Consider the following 23419-nt stretch of genomic DNA (forward strand, 5'->3'; position numbering starts at 1 on the left):
ATCCGCGCAACCGGCTGGATCCGGCCTTCCGCAAGCTGGTCGACGACATCTACGCGAAGATGACGGCCCGCCAGACCGGCGAGGCGACGAAGAAGGGGCTCGAGCTCGGCAGCTGGCTGCCGCAGGTGTCGACCAACCTGATGGCCGGCCTGATCGAGACGCTCGCGATGGCGCCGTACCACGGCCGTGCCGACATGCCGGAAATCGCGCGCACGCTGCATCTGGAGGTCGACGACCTGTTCCCGATCGCCGAAGTGCTGCAGTACCTCGGCTTCGCCGACGTGCGCGAAGGGGACGTGTTCCTGACGCCGCCGGGGCGTGTGTTCGCGGAATTCGGCACGCAGGAGCGCAAGCTGATGTTCGCGGATCACCTGCTGAAGCACGTGCCGCTCGCCGCGCGGATCAAGAAGGTGCTGAACGAGCGCCCGGGCCATCGTGCGCCGCGTGTGCGTTTCGAGCAGGAGCTGGAGGATTTCCTGTCGGACGGCGCGGCGGAGGAAACGCTCGACGCGGTGATCGACTGGGGTCGTTACGGCGAGATCTTCTCGTACAACGACCAGACCGAAATCTTCAGTCTCGAGGACGTCGAGTCCTGAGCCGTCGAGCCGGGCCGTCTGGCCCGGCATCCGCACGCACGGCGCCTGCCAGGCGCCGCGCATCGCATCGTTACTGCAGGTTACCCCACCGGTCGACCGCCGGTTCGGCCGACGCCCACTTCCAGTGCGTGCCTTGCTGGCACGCATTCGCGAAATACCAGTCGGCCTTGTCGCCGTCCTTCACCGAGAACGCGAATTCCTTGCACAGCGCAAGCGCCGTCGAGTACGCGCGCGTGACGCGCACCTCGCCCTCGCCGTTTTCGAGCGGCAGCGTGTTCTTCACGTTCCACGGCTTCACTTCGCCGACGGCCACGCTGCCGGCCGCCTTCGCGATCGCGTCCTGCTGGTTCTGATGGAGCTGTTTCATCGTGCGGTTGACGGCCTCGTCGGTCGCCGCCTGCACGGCGATCCCGACACCGACGCCGACGGCCGGGTTCGCGGTGACGAGGCCCGTCGCCGCGCCGGCGAGCGCGCCGCTCGCCGCGCCGACCGAGCCGCAGCCCGACAGCGCGGCGCTGGCCGCGCACAGCGCGCCGATCGCGGCGATTCGGATCGCGACGCTCATTGCAGCGCGCCCCAGCGTTCGGTCGCCGGTTCCGCCGACGCCCATTTCCACACGGGACCGTCGCGGCAGATCGTGGCGACGTAGAACGCCGATTGCGCGGCCTTGTCGGCCTTCGCGGGCGTGTCGACCGCGAACACGATTTCCTTGCAGTCGAGCGGGCCGATGCTGATCATCCGGCTGACCGTCACGCGGCCCTGTTCGTCATCCTCGATCGGAAACGAATGGTGCGTCGTCCACGGCGCGACGCCGCCGACGTCGAGCGGGCCGGCCGCCTTCGCGATCTGTTCCTGCGTGTAGCGGTGCGCGACGCGCTGCGTGTACTGGACGCCCGCACGCGCACCGGCGACGGCGCCGAGGCCGATGCCCGTCGCGACGGCGGCGTTGTTGGTGACCTTGGAGGCGATCGCGGCGCCCGCGATACCGGCGCCGGCGGTCGCGCCTTCGCTGTACAGCGAGTTGCAGCCGGACAGCAGTGCGGCGGTGGCGAGCGCGGCCAGCACGATGCGCGCCGGCGTGGCCCGGCGCGGCGGTTCGAAACCCATGTTCATCCCTGAGTGCAAGTCCTGTCTGGGTGAGCGGCGACGCATGCGCGCCCCCTTGCCGCGTCATTGTTTCGCAATGGTCATAGGAAAACTGCAAAGCTTTGACAAATGGCCGGCGGCGGGTCGCGCGCGTACGCGCGGCGCTATTGTCGGACAGATGGCGGAGCCGGGGTCAAAACGTTACAAATTGAAGGTAATTGTTACCGTGGCATGCGAGGAAGCGACCTAGACTGTTTTGTTATGGAATGTTTCTACGACGGCTCCGAGCCGCGCGCCATATGAGACACCCAGCCATGCGCCGTTCGAAACGGTTTTCTCCCCGGCCGCCCGATGCGGGTGCCGAGCGCCCGCGTCCGCAGACCGACGCGCCGGCTGGCGCGCCCGACGAGACGCCGTCCGACGGCGATCACAACCAGGGCGGCGCACGCCCGGAAGGGCTCGACTATCAACGCGACCTCGGCCAGGAGCAGGACGCTTGAGGCTGTCGCCGCTGTATTCCGCTGCCGCATTTCATTGCGCGCCTGGTTGCATCGCTCACATCTGAATCGCCGCGCGACTGCCTTCGGGCCGTCGCGTCCGCCTTGGCGCGCGCTGCGCGTCATTCAATCGAATCGAGGAGGGGAAGCCGCATGAGCAGATTGATCGTGGTATCGAACCGTGTCGCCGCCGGCGAGGACACGCGCCCGAGCGCAGGCGGTCTCGCGGTCGGCGTGATGGATGCGCTGAAGGAAACCGGCGGCGTCTGGTTCGGCTGGAACGGCGAGATCGTCGGTACGCCCGACACGCAACCGGCGATCCAGCGGGACGGCAACGTCACCTATGCGACGGTGGGGCTGACCCGGCGCGACTACGATCAGTACTACCGCGGTTTCTCGAACGCGACACTCTGGCCGGTGTTTCACTACCGCAGCGATCTCGCGCGCTTCGACCGGCAGGAGTACGCCGGTTATCTGCGCGTGAACGCGATGCTCGCGAAGCAGCTCGCCGCGCTGCTGCGGCCCGACGACCTGATCTGGGTGCACGACTATCACCTGCTGCCGTTCGCGCATTGCCTGCGCGAGCTCGGCGTGAAGAATCCGATCGGCTTCTTCCTGCACATTCCGTTTCCGTCGCCCGACATGCTGCGCGTCGTGCCGCCGCACGACGAGCTCGTGAAGTTCATGTGCGCGTACGACATCGCGGGTTTCCAGACCGACGCCGACAGGCAGGCGTTCACCGACTACATCGAGCGGCGCGGCATCGGCGCGGCGAGCGACGACGGGATGCTGCATGCGCACGGCCGCGTCGTGAAGGTCGCCGCCTATCCGATCGGCGTGCATCCGGATGCGATCGCCGAGGCGGCCGTCCAGTATGGCTCGCGCAAGCCGGTGAAGATGCTGCGCGACGCGCTCGGGGGCCGCAAGCTCGTGATGAGCGTCGACCGGCTCGACTATTCGAAGGGGCTCGTCGAGCGCTTCCAGTCGTTCGAGCGGATGCTCGCCAACCAGCCGGGCTGGCAGGGGCGCGTGTCGCTCGTGCAGATCGCGCCGCCGACGCGCTCCGACGTGCAGACCTACCAGCGCATTCGCGAGACGCTCGAAGGCGAGGCCGGCCGGATCAACGGCCGCTTCTCGCAGCTCGACTGGACGCCGATCCAGTACCTGAACCGCAAGTACGAGCGCAATCTGCTGATGGCGTTCTTCCGGATGTCGCAGGTCGGCTACGTGACGCCGTTGCGCGACGGGATGAATCTCGTTGCGAAGGAATACGTCGCGTCGCAGGACCCGGCCGATCCGGGCGTGCTCGTGCTGTCGGAGTTCGCGGGCGCGGCGGCCGAGCTGAGCGGCGCGCTGCTCGTCAATCCGTACGACCTGTCGCAGATGGCCGATGCGCTCGAGCGCGCGCTGTCGATGCCGCTCGCCGAGCGGCGGGCGCGGCACGAAGCGAACCTCGCGCGGCTGCGCGAGAACAACCTGTCGGTCTGGCGCGACACGTTCGTCGCCGACCTGCGCAGCGTCGCGGCGGCCGCGTCGGTCACGCGGCGCGCGGGCCGGCGGGCCGCGCATGTCTGAGCGGATGGCCGGGCGCGTGGAGGAGGGTGGCGCGGCGGACGATGCGGCCGCCCGCTTCTTCATCGTCACGGGCGGCCCCGGCTCCGGCAAGAGCACGTTGCTCGATGCGCTCGAGCGTACCGGTTTCGCGCGCTCGCACGAGGCCGGGCGCGGCGTGATCCGCGACCAGATGGCGATCGACGGCCCGGCGCTGCCGTGGCGCGACCGGGCCGCATTCGCCGAACTGATGCTGAACTGGGAGATGCGTTCGCACCATCTCGCGCGAGGCGCGCGCGGGCCCGTGTTCTTCGATCGCGGCGTGCCGGACGTGATCGGTTACCTGCGGCTGACGGGCCTTGCGGTGCCCGCACACGCGGAGGCCGCGGCGCGGCGCTTCCGCTATCACCGGCGTGTGTTCATCGCGCCGCCGTGGCCCGAGATCTACACGCACGACACCGAGCGCCGGCAGGATTTCGCGGAGGCCGTGCGCACCTACGACGCGATGGTCGACTGCTATACGGCGTATGGTTATCGGCTGATCGAGCTGCCGCGCGTGAGCGTGAAGGCGCGCGTGCGCTTCGTGATGGACGCGCTCGACGCTGCCTGAGTTGCGGGCGCGGCGCGCTGCGGCGTCAGGTCGCAGCGTGAAGTCGCCGCATCAGGCCGCAGCGTCGGGGCGCGGCGACGCGATGCGCAGCATGCTGACCACCGCGGCGACCGCCGCGAACACCGTGGCGACATAGAGCGCGATCGTCGGACCGCGGTCGGGCGCCAGCCCGAAAATCAGCGCGACGAGCGCGGCACCGAGCGTCTGGCCCGTCAGGCGCGCCGTGCTCAGCATCCCGCCCGCGCCGCCGCTGCGCTCGCGCGGCGCCGACGACAGCATCGCGCGATTGTTCGGCGACTGGAACAGCCCGAAGCCCGCGCCGCACAGCGCCATCCGCCACACGATGTCGACGGTACCCGGGTGCGCGCCGATCGTCGCGAGCGACAGCAGCCCGGCCGCGAACAGCGCGAGCCCGATGCCGCCGAGGATGCCGGCCGAATAGCGGTCCGACAGCACGCCCGCGAGCGGCGCGGCGAATACGATCACGAGCGGCCACGGCGTCATGTAGAGGCCGGTTTCGACCTGGGAGAAGCCGAGCGAATGCTGCAGCCAGAACGGCAGCGCGACGAACGCGAGCATCTGCGACGTGAACGACGCGACCGACGTGCAGATCGACAGCGCGAACATCGGGATGCGCATCAGGTCGACCGGCAGCAGCGGCGCCGGCTGCGACAGCTGGCGCTTCACGAAGAAGTAGCCGACGCCGAACGCGACGGCCAGCTCGGCCGCGACGTACGCGTGGCTTTCGCCGTGACCGAGCCCGTCGACGGCCATGATCAGCAGGCCGAACACGCAGGCGTTCATCAGCGCGCTCGGGAAATCGTACGGCGCGTCGTGCAGCGGGTTGGCCGGCAGCGCACGCAGGCTGCCGAACACCGCGGCGATGCCGATCGGCACATTGACCGCGAACAGCAAGGGCCACGACGCGAACGACAGGATCGCCGATGCGACCGTCGGGCCGATCGCCGACGACAGCGCGACCACCATCGCGTTGATCGACAGCCCGCGCCCGAGCATCGACGACGGGTAGATCATGCGCACCAGCGCCGCGTTGACGCTCATGATGCCGGCCGCACCGAACCCCTGGATCACGCGCATCACCGCGAGCGTCGGCAGCGAGCCGGCGAGCGCGCAGCCGAGCGACGCCGCGGTGAAGAGCGCAAGACCCGCGATGTAGATGCGGCGATAGCCGACGCGTTCGCCGAGCGACGCGAGCGGCAGCAGCGTGATCGTGACCGCGAGCTGGTACGCGTTGACGATCCAGATCGATGCGGCATCGGACGCGTGCAGGTCGCGCGCGATCGTCGGCAGCGCGACGTTCGCGATGGCGCCGTCGAGCACGGCGAGCGTGATGCCCAGTGCGACGCAGACGATCGCCCAGTAGCGTTGCGGAAGCGGCAGGCCGGTATCGGCGTTCATGGCGGGAGCTAAAGCGTGGTTGTCCGCGTGCCCGGGTGCCGGTTGCGTGCGCAACCATGCTTGCGGGTGGAGGCGGCGGTGGACGGTCCGGCCAGCCTGGCGGCGCCGGCGCGGGGCCGGTCGAGTGTATCACCGGGCCGAATCGCGCGACGCCGACACCGCCGCCGGCCGGCACGCGCGTTCAGCCTTCGAAATCGAGGCCGCCGAGCCGCACGAGCGGGTCGGCCTGCGTGCGCGACGCGAGGTCGATGTCGCGCGCGCCCTCCCATGCGCTCAGCTTCCGCGGCAGCGCGCTCAGGTAGTGCTCGAACCGCATGGGCCCGTCGGGCTCCATCAACCGTTCGATCTCGTCGGTGTCCCAGGTCAGTTCGAGGTTCAGCGGATGCACGAAGCCGCTCACGTGCTCGTGCGGCGCGCTGCGGATCCGCACGCGCGTCGGTTGCCCGTGGCCGCCGTACGGGACGACGTCGGTCAGCACGTGATCGGCGAAGAAGGCGGCGATCGCCTGCGCGATGCGCGGCGCGAATTCGGTATCGAAACGGCGGGCGGTTTCGGGCTGCATGAAGGCGTCTCCAGTGTGCCGAAAATCGTAGCACGGCCGTGCCGCGTTTCGGCGTGCGTGATACCCGTAATGGCGCGTTACCACTTGCTGCATCTATTACGGCCGGGCGCAGCCACAATGCATCGCATCCAGTACCACTTCGCGTGGGAGTCCATCATGAAAAAGATTGCCGCTGTATGTGTCCTCGCCGGTTCGCTTGCCGTGGCGGGCCCGGCGTCCGCGCATGGCCGCGACGGGGGCGCCGTCATCGGCGCGCTGATCGGCGGCGCGGTGCTCGGCGCGATCGTGACGTCGGCGATGAATCCGCCCGTCGCGTATCAGGCGCCGGCCTATCAGCCGCCGACGTACTACCAGGCACCGGCCTACCAGCAGCCGGCTTATCCGACCTACCAGCAGGCGCAATACCAGGACGACGGCCCGAGCTATTGCTACGACCGTTATCAGCGCGCGTACGTGTGCGGCGCGCCCGTGTCGGGCGGCTATGCGCAGCCGGCGGGGTGGTAAGAAGCGGGCACGCGCATGAGGCGCGGGCAGGTTCGGCGTTGCGTAGCCGGCCGCCCCGGTTTCCGGTGGAGCGGACGACAAAAGGCCCTCGCGGTGATGCGAGGGCCTTGCTTTTTGACGGTCGTCTAGCGGCTCGTATCGGCCTTACGTGGGGCGTGCGTGGATACAAACGGTTGCAATTGCGTCAGTGGCGATGGCCGCCGCCGTTGCCTTGGCCGCGCCCGCCGCCGTCGTCATTCCAGTCGGCGCGGCGTCCGTCGCCGCGGCCCCAGCCGCCGTGACGGGCGCGTTCGCTGCGGTCGCGATCCCAGCCGCCGCGGTCACGATTCCAGCCGTCGCGCCCGCGATCCCAGTCGCGGCGTCCGCGGTCCCAGTCGCGCCCGCCGCCACCGCCCCAGATGTTGACCGTCCCGTACACGGGCGACGCCCCGTAGGCCGGCCCGTACGCGTAGCCGGGATCGGAATAGTAGGGCTGTCCGTAGCCGTATCCGGCGTCCGGACCGACGACGCACCCGGCCAGCAGCGTGGCGACGCCGGCGGCAGCAATGAGCTTCAGCATGATGATCTCCGTTGGTTTCCGTATAAGTACCGCGCGCGGGGATCGCCGGCTGTATGCAATTGTGTCGTGAAATTACAGCGCCGTAAGGTCTTGGAGCGAAAGTGTTAGCATCCGGGGCCTATTTGTTTTTCAGGAGCACATCGATGAAATTCGCGATCCGGGCCGTCCTGGCCGCCCTTTGCGTGACGACCGCCGCCGCCTGCGCGGCCGGGCCCGCATCGGCGCCCGCCGTGCCGGCCGAGTCGATCAAGATGTTCCCGCAGCCGACGGCCGGCCAGCAGCGCGCGGTGATCGCGCTGCCCGCGCTCGAGAACGAAGGCGACGCGCGCGTCGAGCTGATGATCGGCAAGACGCTGCAGACCGACTGCAACCAGCAATGGTTCGGCGGGGAACTGACCGCCGAGGACGTGAAGGGCTGGGGCTATACGTACTATCGCCTGACCGACGTGAAGGGGCCGGCGTCGACGCTGATGGCCTGCCCGGGCCAGGCGCCGCAGCAGCGCTTCGTGCAGGTGCGCGGCGACGGCCAGCTGCTGCGCTACAACAGCCGCCTGCCGCTCGTCGTGTACGTGCCGGACGGTTTCGACGTGCGCTACCGCGTGTGGCATGCGTCGAAGGACGTGCAGCACGCCGTGACGCAGTAACGCATCGGCGCGGTCGTGCAGGGGCGCTTGCCGCTGCACGGCCGCGTGTGGTTTCGCTTGCGGGCTGCTTTCCGAGGTCCGCCGTTTTATCCGCCGCTCGCGTGTGCGAGCACAGCATGCGGCCAGCGCGGCTTGCGCGACCGCCTCCAGATCGCGACGGCTCGCACCGTCGCGCGCCTGAATCGACATCCCCTGTTGCACCGTCACGTAGTAGCGCGCGATCGCGTCGAGGTTCGCATGTGCCGAGAGCTCTCCGGTCGCAACGCTTTCGCCCAGCCGCGCGTGTAACGCGGTGACGGTCGGCTCGCGCATCGCGATCAGCATTTGCCGGACCGTGTCCGAGCGCTCGGACGGATGCAGTGCCGATAGCACGATCAGGCAGCCTGCGGGTCTCGAGCGGCGCGTGAAGACGCGCGCCGTCTGCACCAGGTAGTCCTTGATGGCGTCGTGTGCCGCATGTCACCGTGATGGCGCGATGATGAATGGAAGAGGATAACGAACGGTTTTGCAGGCGCACGGCGGAATTCATTTACAAAGTAATCAAGCGTACTTACGATGACGCCAATCTGGGCTAGCGGAACTTCGTATGCGTACGGTCGATCAGGCGATGCTTGCCGCGCTGTGCCTTTGGCTTGCTGCATGCGGCGGCGGTGACGGCAGCGCGGCTCCGGCATCGCAAACCGTTGCGGGCACATCGACATCGTCCGTCGCACCTGCCGGCGCTGCATCCGGCGCATCGGCTGCATCGACGAATTCCGGCAGCCCGGCACCGACCGCTGCGCCGGCCGGTTCCGCGTCCGGCACGACGCTTCTGCCGTCCAGTGGCGCCAAACCGATTCTGGTCGCCGATGTGACGGTCTCCCCGGCTGCCGACGGCAGCGACCAGGCCGACGCGTTGCAGAAGGCATTCGACAGCCTGCGTGCCGGCCAGCGCCTGGTCATCGCGCCGGGCCGCTACGTCGTCGGGCATTCGCTTGCCGTGACGGTGCCGCAGGCGGTGATCTCGGGATACGGCGCGACGCTGGCCGCGACGAATCCAGCCGACCAGACGATCGTGATGAGCGGCGCCGGCTCGACGCTCGTCGGCGTGACGCTGGCCGGCACCGGCACCACGCGGCTCACGACGCCCGAGTCGACCAAGGTCGAGGTCACGGGCTCGGACGTTCAGGTGCTCGGGGTGACGATCCAGGGCGGCGCGAGCGCCGGGATCTTCGTGTTCGGCGGCAACCGTATCGCGATCGTGGGCAATACCGTGCGGGCGACGCTGGCCGACGGCATTCATACGACCTACGGATCGACCAACGTGCTGGTGCAGAACAATACGGTGACCGGCACCGGCGACGATCTGATCGCCGTGGTCAGCTATCTCGGCGACGGCCGCCTGAGCAGCAACGTGCTGATCGACCATAACGCGGTATCGGGCAATTCTTGGGGGCGCGGCATCACCGTTGTCGGCGGGCAGGCGGTGACGATCTCGAACAATACGGTCGACGGCGTCGAGAAGGCGGCGGGGATTCTGGCCGCGCAGGAGGACAGCTGGAAAACCTACGGGGCTTCGAACGTCGTCATCACGGGCAATACCGTGACCAACATCCAGAACGCGAACGTGAACAACGGATTGCAGCCGACGCAGCAGGGCGCGATCGAGCTGGATACCTGGTCGGGAGCGGTGTCGGACGTCACGGTGGCGAACAACCGCGTGTCGGGTTCCGGATATGCGGGGTTCCGGGCGTACGGAAACGTGTGTTCTTTCAGCGTGACGGGCAACACGTTCTCGTCGATCGCCGGGTTGCCGGTCTCGTTGCTGACGAACGGTTGCGCGTCGAGCCAGATCGTCGTCGATGCGAACCGGCTCGCGGACGGCAGTGTGCTGGCGCTGCCGGCGGGCGCGTCGTCGACGGGGACGTTTGCCGTGACGGGCGCGAATGCGAGTCTGATGCCGCAGGTCAGGACGGGGCTGATGCGGTGACGGGGCGGTGGGGTCACAGGCCTGGCGGCCATTGGCCGGCACAGCCTGGCATACGTGGTTTCGGCGGAACACGCGGCCAGGCGTGAGTGTGGGCACCCGACGTTCGGACGCTGTGCGTGCCGACGGCGCGATTTTCAGGCTGAGGCGGAATTTCGGGAAATTGTTGGTCCCCCGACAGAATCCATGCTCGTCCGCCGGCTATGGGAATGGCCGGCAACCCTTGAAGAAATACCCCCAAAAATACCCCCAGGGGTGATCTGTAGAGGGCTCGGGCAGAACGATGCTCGGCACATATTCTGCCGTTGGCCCAAACCGGCCTTGTAGCGACACAAGATGCCGCGGGCATATTGCGGCCCAAATCTGCTCATCTGTCGACATGCTATTCATTGCCGGTCCCGACCGAGACGCACAGGAGCGGGCTGCCGTGGGCGGGAGCGTCGGGCGGTTCAAGTCGCAGCAGAAAGTCGAAGTACCGTCCGGTGAGCTTCCCAAGTTGTTCTTGTACTGCGCCGAGCCGGATCAGACATTGGGCGTCCCAGTTCATGCCCACGACGAGCTCGCTCGTTTCGCAGTTCCACTCGCTCAGTAGAATCGCAGCGGCGCGGGCGTTTTCTTCGGCGAACCGCTCGATGCGCTGCTCGATGTAGCGCACGTCGTCACGCATCAGCGTGCCGGAGATGCGCAGCGAGACGGCGTGTGCTACTTCATCGTGCCTCAGATACACCGTCGCGATACCGCCCAGATGTCGGGACACCCGATCGAGCTGTTCGTCTTCCAGATCGTCCTGGACGGGCAGTGCACCCGACAAGACGTAGCGTGCTGGTTCTTCCATCGTATCCTCAACTGATTCGGTTATCCTAGGTCCGCGGTCGATAATGGCGTATCAAGTCGCGCGTGTCAGGGCGCTGGCTGCCGGAACCTGTCCAGAATCTGCGCTTGGCGCCGCAGGAAGGCCTCCAGTTGCAGGTGCTCGTAGGCGAGTTCCTCAAGCAGCTCGACGTGTTCGGCGAGGCCGACGGGGACGAACGACGGCTCTCCATACCGCACGCGTTTGAAGATGGCGCCGGTCCGCGCCCATTTTTGGGAGAATTCTCCCAGTGTGTCTTCGACCGACTCCGATTCGTCGTCGGTGAGCGCACCGCGAATACGGGTCATGAAGGAGTGCGTGACCGCATCGGTCGCGAAATAGACGTCGGCCGGGTTCGCGATGCTCTCGGCGAACTGCTGGGCGTGGTGATGCCGGAAGTTGTCGAGAACGGACAAGGTGCCGCAGATTTCGTAGGTGAATGACATAGCATCTACTCCAGCAAAGGACTGCTGTTTTTCGGGGCGTATGCAGTCGAATTTCGCTGCACGCGCGATAACGTCGAAGCTCGATCGTGTACTTATCACGCTAGTCAACAAAAACGTATATGTCAACTGAGAATCCACGTTTGGATAACTTTGCTCTGCGTCTGAAGCAGGAGCGGCGGCGCCTGCGTATGACGCAGGACGAATTGGGCAACTCTGGTGGCGTTCGAAAACAGGCGCAGTCCAACTATGAGAAGGGTTTGCGGTACCCGGACGCCAACTACCTGGTTGGAATTGCAGAGGCCGGGGTTGATATTCAGTATCTGCTGACTGGTCAAACGTCAAATCCTGCGACGCTCCGGCTTGCCGATGAGGAGGAGCGACTTCTCGCAGGCTTCAGAGAATTGAAGAGTCGGGAGAAGAGGGGCGTGCTAGCGCTGGTCGACGCGATTAACGGACCCGTGTCGGGGGAGTCGGACGGCACCGAGGACAATTGATCGCAACGTGATGATGTAGCTGGCTGCGTCGGACGAGTGCTTCGCTTTTCGCGAGTTGCTGGCCCTTTCCGGGTAGCTAATTGTCGGCGGCCGAATAGCACACATCGTTCTCTGCCGATTCGGCGGGATTTCGAGCCACGCCTACCAATACACCGGCGCGCCTGACATGTACGTGGGGCCAGACGATCTCGATTGCCGTCATGGCGTATGACGGAGGCTAGGAGGTGCGCATCCTGCCGAAGTTGACCAATGAGGCGTTCTTGCTTCGACCCGTCAAAGGCACGCGAACGCTCTATGCGCATGGCGCCTAAAACCGGCGCAAGCCTATCCTGCCGTGTCTTGTCTTTTGTCGTTTCATCTCGCCGTTCGTCAATTACCACGCACGATGCAGTGTGGCCACGCAGAAAAATGGAGTCGTGGCAGCAAAAACACGCGTTCGCAGCGAGCAGGAAGGAGGCACGTCTCGCGCAACAAGACGATCCGTATGTAATTAAAAAATAGCGGATGACGTGGAGTGCGTCACGTCAATCCTTGGCCAGGCGATGTAGGAAAGCGAAGCGTTGTGAGCGACATGATCGGTCGGGCCCGCGATACAAGGCGCAACAAAAAAGGTTGATTGAACACGCGGCAGCATCAGTGCGGGCGCGAACTCGACCAGCAGGCGGCAACGCAGATGCGTAGCAAGTCGCATCGGTTGAACGCAGAGGTTTGGTCCTCGAGCATCGATCACATGATCAGATTCATCCGGCTCCAATCGTCGTTTGCTACTCAAGGCATGGTCGATCGCGAGTTGATGTTGCATCAGTGCGACGACGAAGAATATTTTGCGATACCGTGCAATTCCGGTCCGTTCCCATTCGATCCGATGCACGAAGTTCGGCTTGTATTCGGGCGTTGACGGCCATCGCAGCCATCAGCAAGATGGCCTCAAGGCAGTGTGTCGAGGCGGATCATGCCGATCGTAAAACGCTTTACCCAGCGCAATGGGACGCGGTAGCTCGCCGTCTCGACGCGCTGCCGCCAAAGCCTGCACACGAGCATCACGTCACTGTGCGCGAGGCGGTGAATGCAATGCGGTCGCAGATCAACGACGCGCAACAGAAGGGCTACACGTTCGAAGAAATCGTTCGGCAACTGACGGAAGAGGGCGTCGACATCAGCGCCAGCACTTTGCGCTATGCGATGCAACGCGTAGCGAAAAATCACAAGGCCGGGCGTGTGGAAAGAGCCGCCCCGCCTGGTCAGGCTACTGCGTCACCGCGAATCAAGAAGCCGAAGAAAACGAGACCGCCGACTGTCGATCAAATAGACAATCGAGACGGAAAGGATAGTCGAAGGGCGACGACCAATTCGGGGGCCATGGTGATTCAGGATGCGTTTTCGTTCGAGATTGCGCCGGACACCGAGAACCTGTAGAGGATGTGTATGGCGACGACTTACCCAATCTATCTGGTGGGCGGCAGCAAGGGCGGGGTGGGCAAAAGTCTTGTTTCGCTCGCGCTGGCCGACTACCTCCAGCGCCGTGATGTCCCGGTCGCGCTGGTGGAGACCGATACCTCCAATCCCGACGTGATGAAAGCGATTCAGGACGAGGTGCCGTGCATTGCATACAGCCTGGACGAGGCCGAGGGCTGGATCGGGCTGGTCAACTTCTGCGCGGAACGCCGGAACGCCGGGATACCGCGATTGTTGTGAACAAGGGCGCGTGCAGCCAGATGGGTGCCGCTCGTTTCGGTGCGACACTTGCCAGTACGCTCGGCGAACTGCGGCGCGAACTCGTCGTGCTGTGGGTAATCAACCGGCAGCGCGACAGTTTGGAATTGCTGCGTGCGTTCAGTCCGACATTTCCCGATGCGACGATCCCTGTCGTGCGCAACGGTCATTTCGGTCCGCCGGACAAGCTCACGCTGTATCAGTCGTCGCAATTGCGCAAAACGGTCGAAGCACGAGGACGCACACTCGACTTCCCGGATCTGGCGGATCGCGTCGCGGACGAGCTGCGTAGTCAGCGAATGTCGATTCGCGTCGCGTCGGAAACGATGCAGGCGCGAGCTGAATTGCCCCATTCTTGCGGAACGGGCAGTTCTCGCACGGACGACGCAGCTTGATTCGGCCCGCAGGGGCCAGCCTGGCGCGTGGCCCTTGCCCTGGTGCTGTTGATGGGCGATACCGGCCTGCGCATCGAGGAGGCCGTGGCGGCGGAGCGGGGTGGGCTGCAGTGGTGGCCGGCCGAGGACGAGGTTCCCGCGACCTGGATGCTGCTGCGCTTGGTCGGCAAGGGCAACAAGGATGCCGTTCTCCAAGATTGAAGTGGCCCGAAGAAATCAGGCAGGTCAAGGTGACGCGTGTGGCCGGCTACACGCCGCGTGCGGCACGGCGCGTGGTGACGCGGGCCCTCGGGCGCCTGCTCGAACAACTGCCGGATCTCGAGGAGCCGGCTCGCCGGCAACTGGTGGGCACCTCGCCGCACGCGTTTCGGCACACGTTCGGGGCGCAATCGGCTGCTGCCGGCATGGCGATTGAGGTCCTGCAGCAGGTGCTGGGTCATGGCTCGCTGCAGACCACCACCATCTACGTCAACGCCGAGCGGCAGTGTATGCTCCAAGAGAGCGCGAAGTATCATGCTCGGCTCGTCGCGCGACGTGGCGGCTAGACAGAATGCCGATCGGAGTTCGCCGTGACCGGAGTAACGCTGGCCCGAAGCACGCCACCCATGCTTTCTTGCGTGAGAAGGTTGTCGAACACGTCTTTGTGGGCGAGGCAATGCGGCGCATATGGCAGCGTGATGCGACACGTTCAATTCAAGGTGTTGGTGATCTGCGCAGCGCGAACAGCATTCACCATTAACTTGCCTGGCAATTTTCGGTGGCATACTGGTTACCTCCGCTCGCGAAGGGGCGAGTACATCAATAAAGTGAGAGAGGCCAGAAATGAGAGATTTCATCGAATGCCCTAGCATCCGGGCCTGTATCGATTTCACCGGTTCAGAGCGCCTTCTATCGATCCTCGAGCGGATGGATTACCAGTTGACGTCTATATTTTGGTGAAAATGCCGGTGAAGTTGTCAACTCAAACGCCAAATGCATCGGCCTGCCGGTTTCTAGGGTTAGAATTAATTTGCGCTACGGGCAGCGCTGCGCCATCCGAGGGCCAGGGTAGCCGATTTCTCGCCCGACATGGCCGTACAAAAACGCGGGGCAACGGTGGATTCCATCAAGGCATCGGATCTGAAAACGATCCTGCATTCGAAGCGCGCGAATCTCTACTATCTCGAACATTGTTGGGTACTCGTGAATGGCGGTCGCGTCGAATACGTCACCGATGCTGGAAAGAAAAGCCTGTACTTGAATATTCCCATCGCCAACACCACGAGCCTGTTGCTCGGCACCGGCACGTCCATCACGCAGGCTGCCATGCGCGAGCTGGCCAAGGCCGGCGTGCTGGTGGGCTTCTGCGGTGGCGGCGGCACACCACTGTTCAGCGCGAACGAAGTTGACTTCGACATTGCATGGATGACGCCGCAAAGCGAATATCGCCCCAACGAATATCTGCAATCGTGGGTGCGTTTCTGGTTCGATGACGGCCTGCGGCTGCAAGCGGCAAAGCGCATACAAACCGCCCGGCTAGACAGGCTGAATCAAATCTGGCATTCCCGTGCATTGCGCGAATCAGGGTTCTTCGTGGAGGCAACGCAACTCGAATCACTGGTTCGACAATTCGGAAAACATATCGAATCGGCGCTCGATGTCACGGCTTTGCTGACCGACGAGGCGCGTTTGACGAAAGCGTTGTTCAAACTTGCCGTGAACGCCACCGGTTATGGGGATTTCACGCGCGCGAAGCGCGGTGCCGGCACCGACGCTGCCAACCGCTTTCTCGATCACGGCAACTATCTCGCCTACGGCCTCGGCGCGACGGCTACCTGGGTGCTTGGTCTGCCGCACGGGCTCGCCGTGCTGCATAGCAAGACTCGACGCGGCGGCCTGGTGTTCGATGTGGCGGATCTCGTGAAGGATGTCGTCATCCTGCCGCAAGCGTTCCTGTCGGCGATGCGAGGCGACGACGAACAGCAGTTTCGCCGTGCTTGCATCGAGGCACTGGCGCGTGATGAGTCGTTGGACTTCATCCTCGACACGCTGAAATCGATCGCCACCGATATGGCGCACCTGACCGACACGCCGAGAGGCGAGGCATGAACGTGATGCTCGTGTCCCAGTGCACGAAGCGCGCACTGACGGAAACCCGCCGCATCCTCGACCAGTTCGCTGAGCGACGTGGCGACCGCACATGGCAGACACCAATCACGCAGGCTGGGCTGGACACGCTGCGCAAGCTGCTGCGTCAGACCGCTCGCAAGAATACGGCGGTGGCGTGCCATTGGATTCGAGGGAGAGGCCACAGCGAACTGTTGTGGATCGTCGGCGACGCGCGGCAATTCAACACCGAGGGCGCGACACCCACGGGAGCGACTTCGCACGATGTATTGTGCGCGGACGACGAAAGCCAGTGGCACCAGTTGCCATTGATGTCGGCGATGACGTCGCTGGCGGCATTGCTGCATGATCTCGGTAAGGCCACGCGTGCGTTTCAGCGTAAGCTGCGCGGCGTGGCCGATTCGCACGAGAGCCACTATCGCCATGAATGGGTGTCCGTCCGACTTTTCCAGGCTTTCGTCGGCGATGCGACGACCGATGCCGACTGGCTGCAGCGGCTTGCCGTTGCAGCCGAACCGGCCACCGACGCGCTCGCCTTCGAGTCGCAATGGCTCGATCATGCCGGCGGCCGGCTGTTGCGCGATGGGCTTGACGATGCGGCACGCGATGGTCGAAAACTCCCGTTCGCTGCCATGCCACCTCTTGCTCAGGCGGTGGCGTGGCTGGTGCTGACGCATCACCGATTGCCGTGCCTGAAAGTGCGGATCGAGTCGGATGGTTTGGAATTCGACGCGGCTAGCGGTCGAACCCAATGGCGTCGGTTCGGTGCGAAGACCAAAGACCTGTTGGGCTGCACATTTCGCGAGATCGATGCGCAATGGAACGAACCGCGCGACGAGATCGATCGTGCACAGTTGGAGTCGTGCTGGGATTTTCCACATTGTCTGCCCGTGTCGACGCCAGCATGGCGCAAGCAGGCGGCACGCTACGCGAGGAAGCTGATCGCGCTGTATGACGCCAGCGCTGGCCTGCTCGACGATGCGTTCGTGATGCACGTTTCGCGCCTTTGCCTGATGCTGGCGGATCATCATTACTCAAGCTTGAGCGACGAGGCTTCGCGCAGCGCCTATCGAAACCCGGGCTATCCGCTCTACGCCAATACGCTGCGCTATCGCTCGCCTGACGGCGGCCCGGACGATTCCGCCACGAGCGAGCCGATATTCAACCAGACGCTCGACGAACATCTGCTCGGCGTGCAAGCGCATGCATCGATCGTCACGCACTCACTGCCGACCCTCGTGCGCAGCCTGCCGGCGCTGCCGAATCATCGCGGCCTGAAACGGCGCAGCCGCGACGCACGCTTCCACTGGCAGGACAAGGCTGCGGATCTCGCGGCGAGCCTGCGCGAACGGAGTGCGCGGCACGGTGCTTTCGTCGTCAACATGGCGTCCACCGGATGCGGCAAGACGCTCGGCAACGCGCGCATCATGAACGGCTTCGCCGATCCGCAGCGCGGCTTGCGCTGCGTGTTCGCCATCGGCCTGCGCACGCTGACCTTGCAGACCGGACGCAGCTTCCAGCAGGGCCTCGGGCTGCGCGACGATCAACTCGCGATCCGCGTAGGCGGCAGCGTTACGCGCGAACTGTTCGACCATCGTGAGCGTCTGGCCGAGGCAAGCGGTTCCGGGTCCGTACAGCGGCTGCTCGACATGGATCTGGACGCCGACGGTTCCGTGCATTTCGAAGGGGACGACTCGCATCCGTTGCTGCAGCGCCTGACACATGACGCGCAGGTGCGTGCCTTGATCGCCGCGCCGCTGCTGGCCTGCACGATCGATCACCTGATGCCGGCAACAGAAAGCCTGCGCGGCGGCCACCAGATTGCGCCGATGTTGCGTCTGATGACAAGCGATCTCGTGCTCGACGAACCTGACGATTTCGACGTGGCCGATCTGCCCGCGCTGACGCGCCTCGTGCACTGGGCCGGGATGCTCGGCGCACGTGTGCTGCTGTCATCGGCGACCTTGCCGTCAGCGCTCGTGCGTGGCCTGTTTCTCGCATATCGCGACGGCCGCAGGCACCATCAGCGCAACCGTGGCGAGCGGCCAGGGGAGACACCCGCGATCGCCTGCATGTGGGTGGACGAATTTGCGCAGTCGAACCTGGATTGCGGCGATGAGCTGGCTTTTCGGGCGGCGCATCAGGCCTTCGTGGTCGATCGATGCCGACGTCTGGCGCAAGCCGAGACGCGACGGCGCGCACGACTGATCGATTTGCCGGAAAGTTGGCGCGGCATGGAAAGGTCGCAGCGCCGTGCCGAGTTCGCGCAGCGCGTGCTCGACGAGGCCTGGCAGTTGCATCGTATGCCGCAGAACTATTGTGTCGATGCATCGAGCGGCAAGCGTGTGAGTCTGGGGCTGATACGCATGGCGAACATCGAACCGCTTTACGAGATCGCGCTGGCGATGTATCGCCATGGCGCGCCTGCAAGCGGGGTGCGCGTGCATCTCTGCGTGTACCACTCGCAGTTTCCGCTGCTGTCGCGCTCAGCGCTAGAAGCCGTGCTCGACACGGCATTCGACCGGCGCGCGCGAGACGGCAGCGCGGACCGCTTTCTGGCGAACCCCGCCATTCGCGAGCAACTCGATCGTCATCCTGAGCCGGACCACCTGTTCATAGTACTGGCGTCGCCCGTGTGCGAGGTTGGGCGCGACTGGGATGCGGACTGGGCAATTGCCGAGCCGTCGTCGATCCGTTCGCTGATCCAGCTTGCGGGCCGGGTGCGGCGGCATCGCGCCGGCGCGGTGGCGCAGCCCAATATGGCCGTGCTGGACACGAACCTGCGCTACTTTGAGCACCGCGGCGAGGACGAGCCGGTATTCACGCGGCCGGGCTTCGAAATGCGCAGGATCAAGTCGGGTATCGTGCAGGACGATACGCAGAAGCTGCTGCATCTGGCGCGGCATCGGCTCGGAGAGATGCTCGACCCTTCGCAAGGCGAACGCGGCTGGGCGGTAGATGCGCGTGCACGCATTCTCGACGCGGCTGACTCGCCGCTGAAGTCGGCGCTGGCCACACTCGAGCATCGACGCATGTGGGACACGATGCTGCCACGCGATCCGACGGAAACGTGGCGCACGCCGGATCGACGCGATGCCACGCAGCACTGGCGCCGCCGCGACGGCGACGCGCGGCACGTCTGGCTGACCGGCGCAATGCCGCAATTGCAGCCGTTTCGCGACGATCCGGTGCAGCGGGTCGATCTGGTGCTGATGCCGGATGAGGACGAAGAAGAGTTGCAACTGCGCGCGATAGTCGAGGACCGTGCCCGGGGCGGCTCGATGCAGGTCGACTGGGACGACATGTGGCGCGTCACGTCTATCGAAGAAGCGTCGCGAGGGCGTGGGATCGGCGCGTGGGCGCATGGTGATCTGCTCGCCTTGCTGCGGAAGTGGGCCGACGAGCATGGCGAGGATCTGGCCACAAGCGCTTGCCGGCTTGCGACGATCAGCCTGCCTGAATCCGAAGCGAAGGTGGGTTGGCGGTATGACCCGGTGTTGGGGTTTGAGCGGGATATGTAGGCGGTGAAAGCGCGCCCGAGGAAGGCAATGGTTTATTTGATTGCAGAGAATCAAGTGCTCTACGCAGATATTGCAGCCCAATAGTGTGACGAAGCTCGAGCGATGCTCGGTGATTGATCAGGGATGACGGTCGAGATTCGGTAGCGCACTCGGATATAAGCCTGCACGCGCAGCGATGGTCGGCTACCGCCCACTCCCGGCGTGCCAGCGAGAAACAGTTCCAGGAGAGTGCGCGATTGAATGTATCCGTGACGCGGGCCGATTTGTTTCCAAGTCGGCCGCGAAATAATGGGGCTAGGAGTTAAAGCCTCGAGGCCACTCGTTCGACTGAATCGAACATGCAGTGTTTTTTTGATCGAGAGGAAACAGAATGTCCGATTTTTCCGAAACTCCGGGCCATTCAGGTTTTAGCACGGCCATAGATGCACTTCTGCAAGAACGTCTTCAGACCAAACTCGAAAAACTCCCACCCGACGACCCGAAACGCTCCGAACTGATCGCCGATCATTCCCGCCACGTCTGGCTGCGCGACGCCGCGCGGCGCGTGAAGCAGATTCAGGCCGTCACGCATTCCCTGAAGCCGATCCATCCCGATGCACGCGGCACGAATCTGTATGTGTCGCCCGCTGGCATGTCGAAAATCGATGCACTCGGTAGCCATGCCCTGGGCGAGAGATTCGCCACCGACGTGGTCGGCAACGCGGCCGCACTCGACGTCGTGAAACTGCTGAAGATCGAAAGCTCGGGGCTCACGTTGCTGGCCGCGCTCGAAGCCGGTGACGCAGACGCACTGAGCGCGCTCGATGACGACCCCGCCGAAGCCGAAGTCATGCGCCAAGCCTTCCTCGGTCTGATTCGCGAGCGCGAAGGCAGCGCGGCATCCCATGAGCGCGCGAAGCAGGTCTACTGGCTGACCGGAAGCGATGCCGCCGACGATTCGCACTTTCATCTGCTGGCGCCGCTATATCCCACTTCGTTGGTGCAGGCCGTGTACGACGACGTGAACGATGCCCGGTTCGGCGAGGCCAATAAGCTCGCCCGCCAGGCTCGCCGCGACGGCGCGGCATTCGATGATGTTTACCGTGAGTATCGCGATGTCGCCGTGCAGAAGCTTGGTGGCACCAAGCCTCAGAACATCTCGCAGCTGAACAGCGAACGACGCGGCGTCAACTATCTTCTGTCATCTTTGCCGCCGTCGTGGGAACGGCGACCGAGCGCCTATTTGCCGGTGCGCGCCACTTCCGTGTTCGATCGTGCGTTTGGCGCTCGCGCAGATGTGAGGGGAACGCTCGCCACCTTGCGCGCATTTCTCGGCAGCGACCCACCGGCCAACCGGCACGCACGTGCGCGACGCACCTCCCTCATGGCACAGCTCGGTGACGAACTCGTGATCTACGCCGGCGAACTGCACGCGCTAGAAGCGGGCTGGACACGCGGTGAGCCGTTCTCGAATCTTTCGTTAGACGAAAAGCTTTGGCTCGACCCTTCACGCGCCGAGCTCCCGGAGGAAAGTGTGTTTGCCGAGCGCTGGCTCGCGCTCGAATGGCCGGCGCGCGTGGCCGACCGCTTTGCCAAATGGCTGAACGCCCAGTTGCGCGACGCCTTGCCGGATATCGGCGCCGACGAGGCACATACATGGAAGAGCGAGATGCTCGCTTACGGCCACTCATGGAGTGAGCATCTGCGACAGCGGCGCCGGTATTTCGTCAGCGTGGCCAGGCCAGCCGTATCGGTACCCGAAACGCGGGGGGAAGCATGACCGCCCATCAAGCCGGCAACGCACGGCACGCGTTGCTGGCGCTGCCGCGCCTGCGCATCCAGAACGCCAACGCGATTTCCAGCCCGCTTACGCACGGCTTCCCGTCGATGACCGCGCTCATAGGCTTCATGTGGGCCTTGCAGCGTAACGTGTCGAAGCAGGGTATGCCGATCCGCCTGCATCGAGTGGGTGTGATCTGCCATCGCGCCGATGAACAAGTGGTGGACGGTTATGTGAAGTTGTTTCGGCTCACGCGCAATCCAGTCGATAAAGACGGTTCGACTGCAGCAATTGTCGAGGAAGGACGCATGCATCTCGACATCACCTTGCTGTTCGATATCACCGGCATCGAGCCGCAGCCCGATGCGGCTGTCGCTCACGACGATCAATTGAACGCGTATGCGAGGCAGATCGGCGACATCGTCGCCCGCATGCGCGTGGCCGGCGGCAGCCTATTGCCGACGCGGCGGATACCCGGCGTGCGCACCGAGCCATGGATTGCGCCGCTGGCCGACGAATACGACGAGCAGCTAGTGCAGTTCGCGCGATGGCGCAGGCAATGGCTGCCCGGTTATGCGCTGGTGGGACGCGACGACCTACTGGACGCACGGCATCGCATGCTGTGCGAGACGCAACCCGATGCAAGCCGGCTCGACGCCTGGCTGCATGCGTCGCGATTCAATCATCAACCTCTGTCTGATGAGCGCGATGCGCGCGGCCGTCTTCGTTGGGACGACCCGTTGCGCATGCGCGGTTCGGGCTGGATCGTGCCGATTCCTGTCGGTTATACGGCGCTCACGCCGCCGCAGCCTGCCGGTACCGTCGAGAACGCACGTGATGGCACCACGCCGTTCGTCTGGGTCGAATCCGTCTACACCATGGGGCAGTGGATCAGCCCGCATCGTCTGACGCACCCGCACGAACTGATGTGGGCAGCGGAGACGGACGCGGAGAAGGGCCTGTATCGCTGCCGCAGCGCTTATGCCGGTTCCGACGAGGGTGAAGCCGAATTGCCCGAAGAAGTTCTGCCGAGTTTTGACTGAGATCGATGTGCTGCACATGTCCGGTTCGTGGCGCCATGGACCGTAACGCATCACCCCATTCCATTCCGAGGTAAGCATCATGTCCGAAAAGATCATTCCCGCCAGCGTGCTCGCATTCGAACGCAAGCTCGACCCGTCCGATGCAATCTTCCATGCCGGCAACTGGGGCGACATCGAGGTCGCGGCGGCATGGACGCCCGTTGTGATTCGCACGAAGTCCGTGCGAGGCACGATTTCGAATCGCCTGAAGACGAAGGGCAACGATCCGGCGAAGCTCGACGCGATGATCGAGAGTCCGAATTTGCAGACCGTCGATGTCGCGGCGCTGTCGCCCGATGTCGACACCTTGCGCGTGCGATTCACCCTGCGCGTGCTGAGTGGCGCGGGTGCACCTTCAGCCTGCAACAGCACGTCGTATCGCGCGCGGCTGTCGGACATTGTGGACGGGTATGTCGGCCAGCACGGTTTTGCCGAGCTGGCCAACCGTTACGCGGCGAATCTTGCGAACGGGCGATTCCTCTGGCGCAATCGTATCGGCGCGGAGCAGGTGCGTGTCGACGTCGAGCAGATGCGCAACGGTGAGGCGGCGAAGCCTTGGAGCTTCGATGCGCTGCAGTTGAGTCTGCGCGCTGTCGGCGAAGTCGATGCATCGCTTGCCGAACTCGGTGCGCTGATCGCGGAGGGGCTGACGGGGAAAAAACATGTGCTGCTGCAGGTCACCGCCTTTGTCCGGCTTGGGCGCGGCCAGGAGGTGTTCCCATCGCAGGAGCTCGTCCTCGACAAGGCCGCGGCCGGCAAGAGCAAGACGCTGTATCACGTCGATGGCGTGGCGGCGATTCACTCGCAGAAGATCGGTAATGCGATCCGCACCATTGATAGCTGGTATGTGGGCGCGGACGAACTCGGGCCGATCGCTGCCGAGCCGTATGGTTCGGTGACGACACAGGGCAAGGCGTATCGCCAGCCGAACGACAAGCAGGACTTTTATAGCCTGCTGGACGGCTGGCTGCTGAAGGGTAAGACGCCGCCCATCGAGCAGCAGCACTTTGTGATGGCGGTGCTGATCCGTGGTGGCGTGTTCGGCGATGCGAGCTGACT

At 64.6% G+C, this 23419-nt stretch carries 25 protein-coding genes and 2 pseudogenes; 17 read left to right on the forward strand and 10 right to left on the reverse strand.

Translation table 11 applies throughout. The features are described 5' to 3' along the window. The coding region (locus DIE16_RS22310) for an AAA-associated domain-containing protein (RefSeq protein ID WP_185735501.1) at positions 1-596 on the forward strand (596 nt) is incomplete at its 5' end. A gap of 70 nt (positions 597-666) precedes the next feature. Here DIE16_RS22310 and DIE16_RS22315 read toward each other — a convergent pair. Further along, positions 667-1161, reverse strand: coding sequence for a hypothetical protein (locus DIE16_RS22315; RefSeq protein ID WP_124893424.1), 495 nt, complete (start codon positions 1159-1161; stop codon positions 667-669). Further along, the gene (locus DIE16_RS22320) at positions 1158-1709 is read right to left on the reverse strand and encodes a hypothetical protein (RefSeq protein ID WP_044846387.1); all 552 of its coding nucleotides are present in this window, start codon (positions 1707-1709) and stop codon (positions 1158-1160) included. Before DIE16_RS22320 ends, DIE16_RS22315 begins: the two co-directional genes overlap by 4 nt. A gap of 287 nt (positions 1710-1996) precedes the next feature. Here DIE16_RS22320 and DIE16_RS22325 point away from each other — a divergent pair, with 287 nt between their 5' ends. The 3 genes from DIE16_RS22325 to DIE16_RS22335 all read left to right on the forward strand — a co-directional run bounded on the left by DIE16_RS22325 (position 1997) and on the right by DIE16_RS22335 (position 4340). Beyond that, the gene (locus DIE16_RS22325; RefSeq protein ID WP_059527452.1) at positions 1997-2182 is read left to right on the forward strand and encodes a hypothetical protein; all 186 of its coding nucleotides are present in this window, start codon (positions 1997-1999) and stop codon (positions 2180-2182) included. A gap of 150 nt (positions 2183-2332) precedes the next feature. After that, positions 2333-3754, forward strand: a complete 1422-nt coding sequence (gene otsA / locus DIE16_RS22330) for an alpha,alpha-trehalose-phosphate synthase (UDP-forming) (RefSeq protein ID WP_124571286.1) — start codon at positions 2333-2335, stop codon at positions 3752-3754. A 4-nt stretch (positions 3755-3758) separates the two neighbouring features. Beyond that, a complete protein-coding gene (locus DIE16_RS22335) occupies positions 3759-4340 on the forward strand; it encodes an AAA family ATPase (RefSeq protein WP_124893460.1) in 582 nt (193 codons plus the stop codon). A 51-nt stretch (positions 4341-4391) separates the two neighbouring features. On the opposite strand, the gene DIE16_RS22340 is transcribed toward DIE16_RS22335, so the two are convergent. Continuing rightward, on the reverse strand, positions 4392-5759 hold the full coding sequence (locus tag DIE16_RS22340) for an MFS transporter (protein ID WP_124893425.1): 1368 nt from the start codon (positions 5757-5759) through the stop codon (positions 4392-4394). Positions 5760-5940: 181 nt separating this feature from the next. Next, the gene (locus DIE16_RS22345; protein WP_124893426.1) at positions 5941-6321 is read right to left on the reverse strand and encodes a DUF5594 family protein; all 381 of its coding nucleotides are present in this window, start codon (positions 6319-6321) and stop codon (positions 5941-5943) included. A gap of 117 nt (positions 6322-6438) precedes the next feature. Here DIE16_RS22345 and DIE16_RS22350 point away from each other — a divergent pair, with 117 nt between their 5' ends. Continuing rightward, on the forward strand, positions 6439-6825 hold the full coding sequence (locus DIE16_RS22350) for a hypothetical protein (protein WP_124893427.1): 387 nt from the start codon (positions 6439-6441) through the stop codon (positions 6823-6825). 184 nt (positions 6826-7009) lie between these two features. Here the strand turns inward: DIE16_RS22350 and DIE16_RS22355 are convergent, their stop codons facing one another. Continuing rightward, on the reverse strand, positions 7010-7384 hold the full coding sequence (locus DIE16_RS22355) for a hypothetical protein (protein WP_124487155.1): 375 nt from the start codon (positions 7382-7384) through the stop codon (positions 7010-7012). 143 nt (positions 7385-7527) lie between these two features. On the opposite strand from DIE16_RS22355, the gene eco reads away from it, so the two are divergent. Beyond that, a complete protein-coding gene (gene eco, locus DIE16_RS22360) occupies positions 7528-8028 on the forward strand; it encodes a serine protease inhibitor ecotin (protein ID WP_044846395.1) in 501 nt (166 codons plus the stop codon). Between the two features lie 117 nt (positions 8029-8145). Here the strand turns inward: eco and DIE16_RS37185 are convergent. Together DIE16_RS37185 and DIE16_RS22370 are read right to left on the reverse strand one after the other, a co-directional pair. Beyond that, positions 8146-8484 (reverse strand): annotated as a pseudogene (locus DIE16_RS37185) (TetR family transcriptional regulator C-terminal domain-containing protein); the annotation flags it as partial. 144 nt (positions 8485-8628) lie between these two features. Then, the gene (locus DIE16_RS22370; RefSeq protein WP_124487156.1) at positions 8629-8859 is read right to left on the reverse strand and encodes a hypothetical protein; all 231 of its coding nucleotides are present in this window, start codon (positions 8857-8859) and stop codon (positions 8629-8631) included. A gap of 19 nt (positions 8860-8878) precedes the next feature. Here DIE16_RS22370 and DIE16_RS22375 point away from each other — a divergent pair, with 19 nt between their 5' ends. Then, positions 8879-9997, forward strand: coding sequence for a right-handed parallel beta-helix repeat-containing protein (locus DIE16_RS22375; protein ID WP_124571291.1), 1119 nt, complete (start codon positions 8879-8881; stop codon positions 9995-9997). Positions 9998-10376: 379 nt separating this feature from the next. Here DIE16_RS22375 and DIE16_RS22380 read toward each other — a convergent pair whose 3' ends face one another. Together DIE16_RS22380 and DIE16_RS22385 are read right to left on the reverse strand one after the other, a co-directional pair. After that, positions 10377-10829 (reverse strand): hypothetical protein, encoded by a 453-nt coding sequence (locus tag DIE16_RS22380; RefSeq protein WP_124613460.1) that lies wholly within the window; start codon positions 10827-10829, stop codon positions 10377-10379. Positions 10830-10894: 65 nt separating this feature from the next. Further along, entirely contained in the window at positions 10895-11290 is a 396-nt protein-coding gene (locus tag DIE16_RS22385; RefSeq protein WP_124893428.1) for a hypothetical protein, read from the reverse strand. Positions 11291-11430: 140 nt separating this feature from the next. Here DIE16_RS22385 and DIE16_RS22390 point away from each other — a divergent pair, with 140 nt between their 5' ends. Next, a complete protein-coding gene (locus DIE16_RS22390) occupies positions 11431-11784 on the forward strand; it encodes a helix-turn-helix domain-containing protein (protein WP_124893461.1) in 354 nt (117 codons plus the stop codon). A gap of 490 nt (positions 11785-12274) precedes the next feature. Here DIE16_RS22390 and DIE16_RS22395 read toward each other — a convergent pair whose 3' ends face one another. Then, positions 12275-12655 (reverse strand): hypothetical protein, encoded by a 381-nt coding sequence (locus tag DIE16_RS22395; RefSeq protein WP_124893429.1) that lies wholly within the window; start codon positions 12653-12655, stop codon positions 12275-12277. Between the two features lie 23 nt (positions 12656-12678). Here DIE16_RS22395 and DIE16_RS22400 point away from each other — a divergent pair, with 23 nt between their 5' ends. The 9 genes and pseudogenes from DIE16_RS22400 to csy3 all read left to right on the forward strand — a co-directional run bounded on the left by DIE16_RS22400 (position 12679) and on the right by csy3 (position 23417). Then, a complete protein-coding gene (locus DIE16_RS22400; RefSeq protein WP_260434426.1) occupies positions 12679-13200 on the forward strand; it encodes a hypothetical protein in 522 nt (173 codons plus the stop codon). Between the two features lie 9 nt (positions 13201-13209). After that, positions 13210-13892, forward strand: a pseudogene (locus DIE16_RS22405) (P-loop NTPase). A gap of 27 nt (positions 13893-13919) precedes the next feature. Beyond that, positions 13920-14093, forward strand: coding sequence for a hypothetical protein (locus tag DIE16_RS37190; RefSeq protein ID WP_260434427.1), 174 nt, complete (start codon positions 13920-13922; stop codon positions 14091-14093). Continuing rightward, on the forward strand, positions 14090-14437 hold the full coding sequence (locus DIE16_RS37195) for a site-specific integrase (protein ID WP_260434428.1): 348 nt from the start codon (positions 14090-14092) through the stop codon (positions 14435-14437). Before DIE16_RS37190 ends, DIE16_RS37195 begins: the two co-directional genes overlap by 4 nt. A gap of 523 nt (positions 14438-14960) precedes the next feature. Beyond that, entirely contained in the window at positions 14961-15980 is a 1020-nt protein-coding gene (gene cas1f, locus DIE16_RS22420; protein ID WP_124893431.1) for a type I-F CRISPR-associated endonuclease Cas1f, read from the forward strand. After that, on the forward strand, positions 15977-19519 hold the full coding sequence (cas3f, locus tag DIE16_RS22425; protein ID WP_124893432.1) for a type I-F CRISPR-associated helicase Cas3f: 3543 nt from the start codon (positions 15977-15979) through the stop codon (positions 19517-19519). The genes cas1f and cas3f overlap by 4 nt, the downstream gene beginning before the upstream one ends. A 370-nt stretch (positions 19520-19889) precedes the next feature. Then, positions 19890-21278: a type I-F CRISPR-associated protein Csy1 gene (csy1, locus tag DIE16_RS22430; protein ID WP_124893433.1), complete on the forward strand. Its 1389-nt coding sequence runs from the start codon at positions 19890-19892 to the stop codon at positions 21276-21278. Further along, positions 21275-22321: a type I-F CRISPR-associated protein Csy2 gene (csy2, locus tag DIE16_RS22435; RefSeq protein WP_124893434.1), complete on the forward strand. Its 1047-nt coding sequence runs from the start codon at positions 21275-21277 to the stop codon at positions 22319-22321. Before csy1 ends, csy2 begins: the two co-directional genes overlap by 4 nt. Before the next feature lie 79 nt (positions 22322-22400). Continuing rightward, positions 22401-23417 carry a type I-F CRISPR-associated protein Csy3 gene (csy3, locus tag DIE16_RS22440; protein WP_124893435.1) on the forward strand — a complete coding sequence of 339 codons (1017 nt, stop codon included), beginning with the start codon at positions 22401-22403 and terminating at the stop codon, positions 23415-23417. Positions 23418-23419: the final 2 nt, after the last annotated feature.

Origin of the sequence: Burkholderia sp. Bp9090 (genome assembly GCF_003857985.1) — a bacterium.
Classification (GTDB): Bacteria; Pseudomonadota; Gammaproteobacteria; order Burkholderiales; family Burkholderiaceae; genus Burkholderia.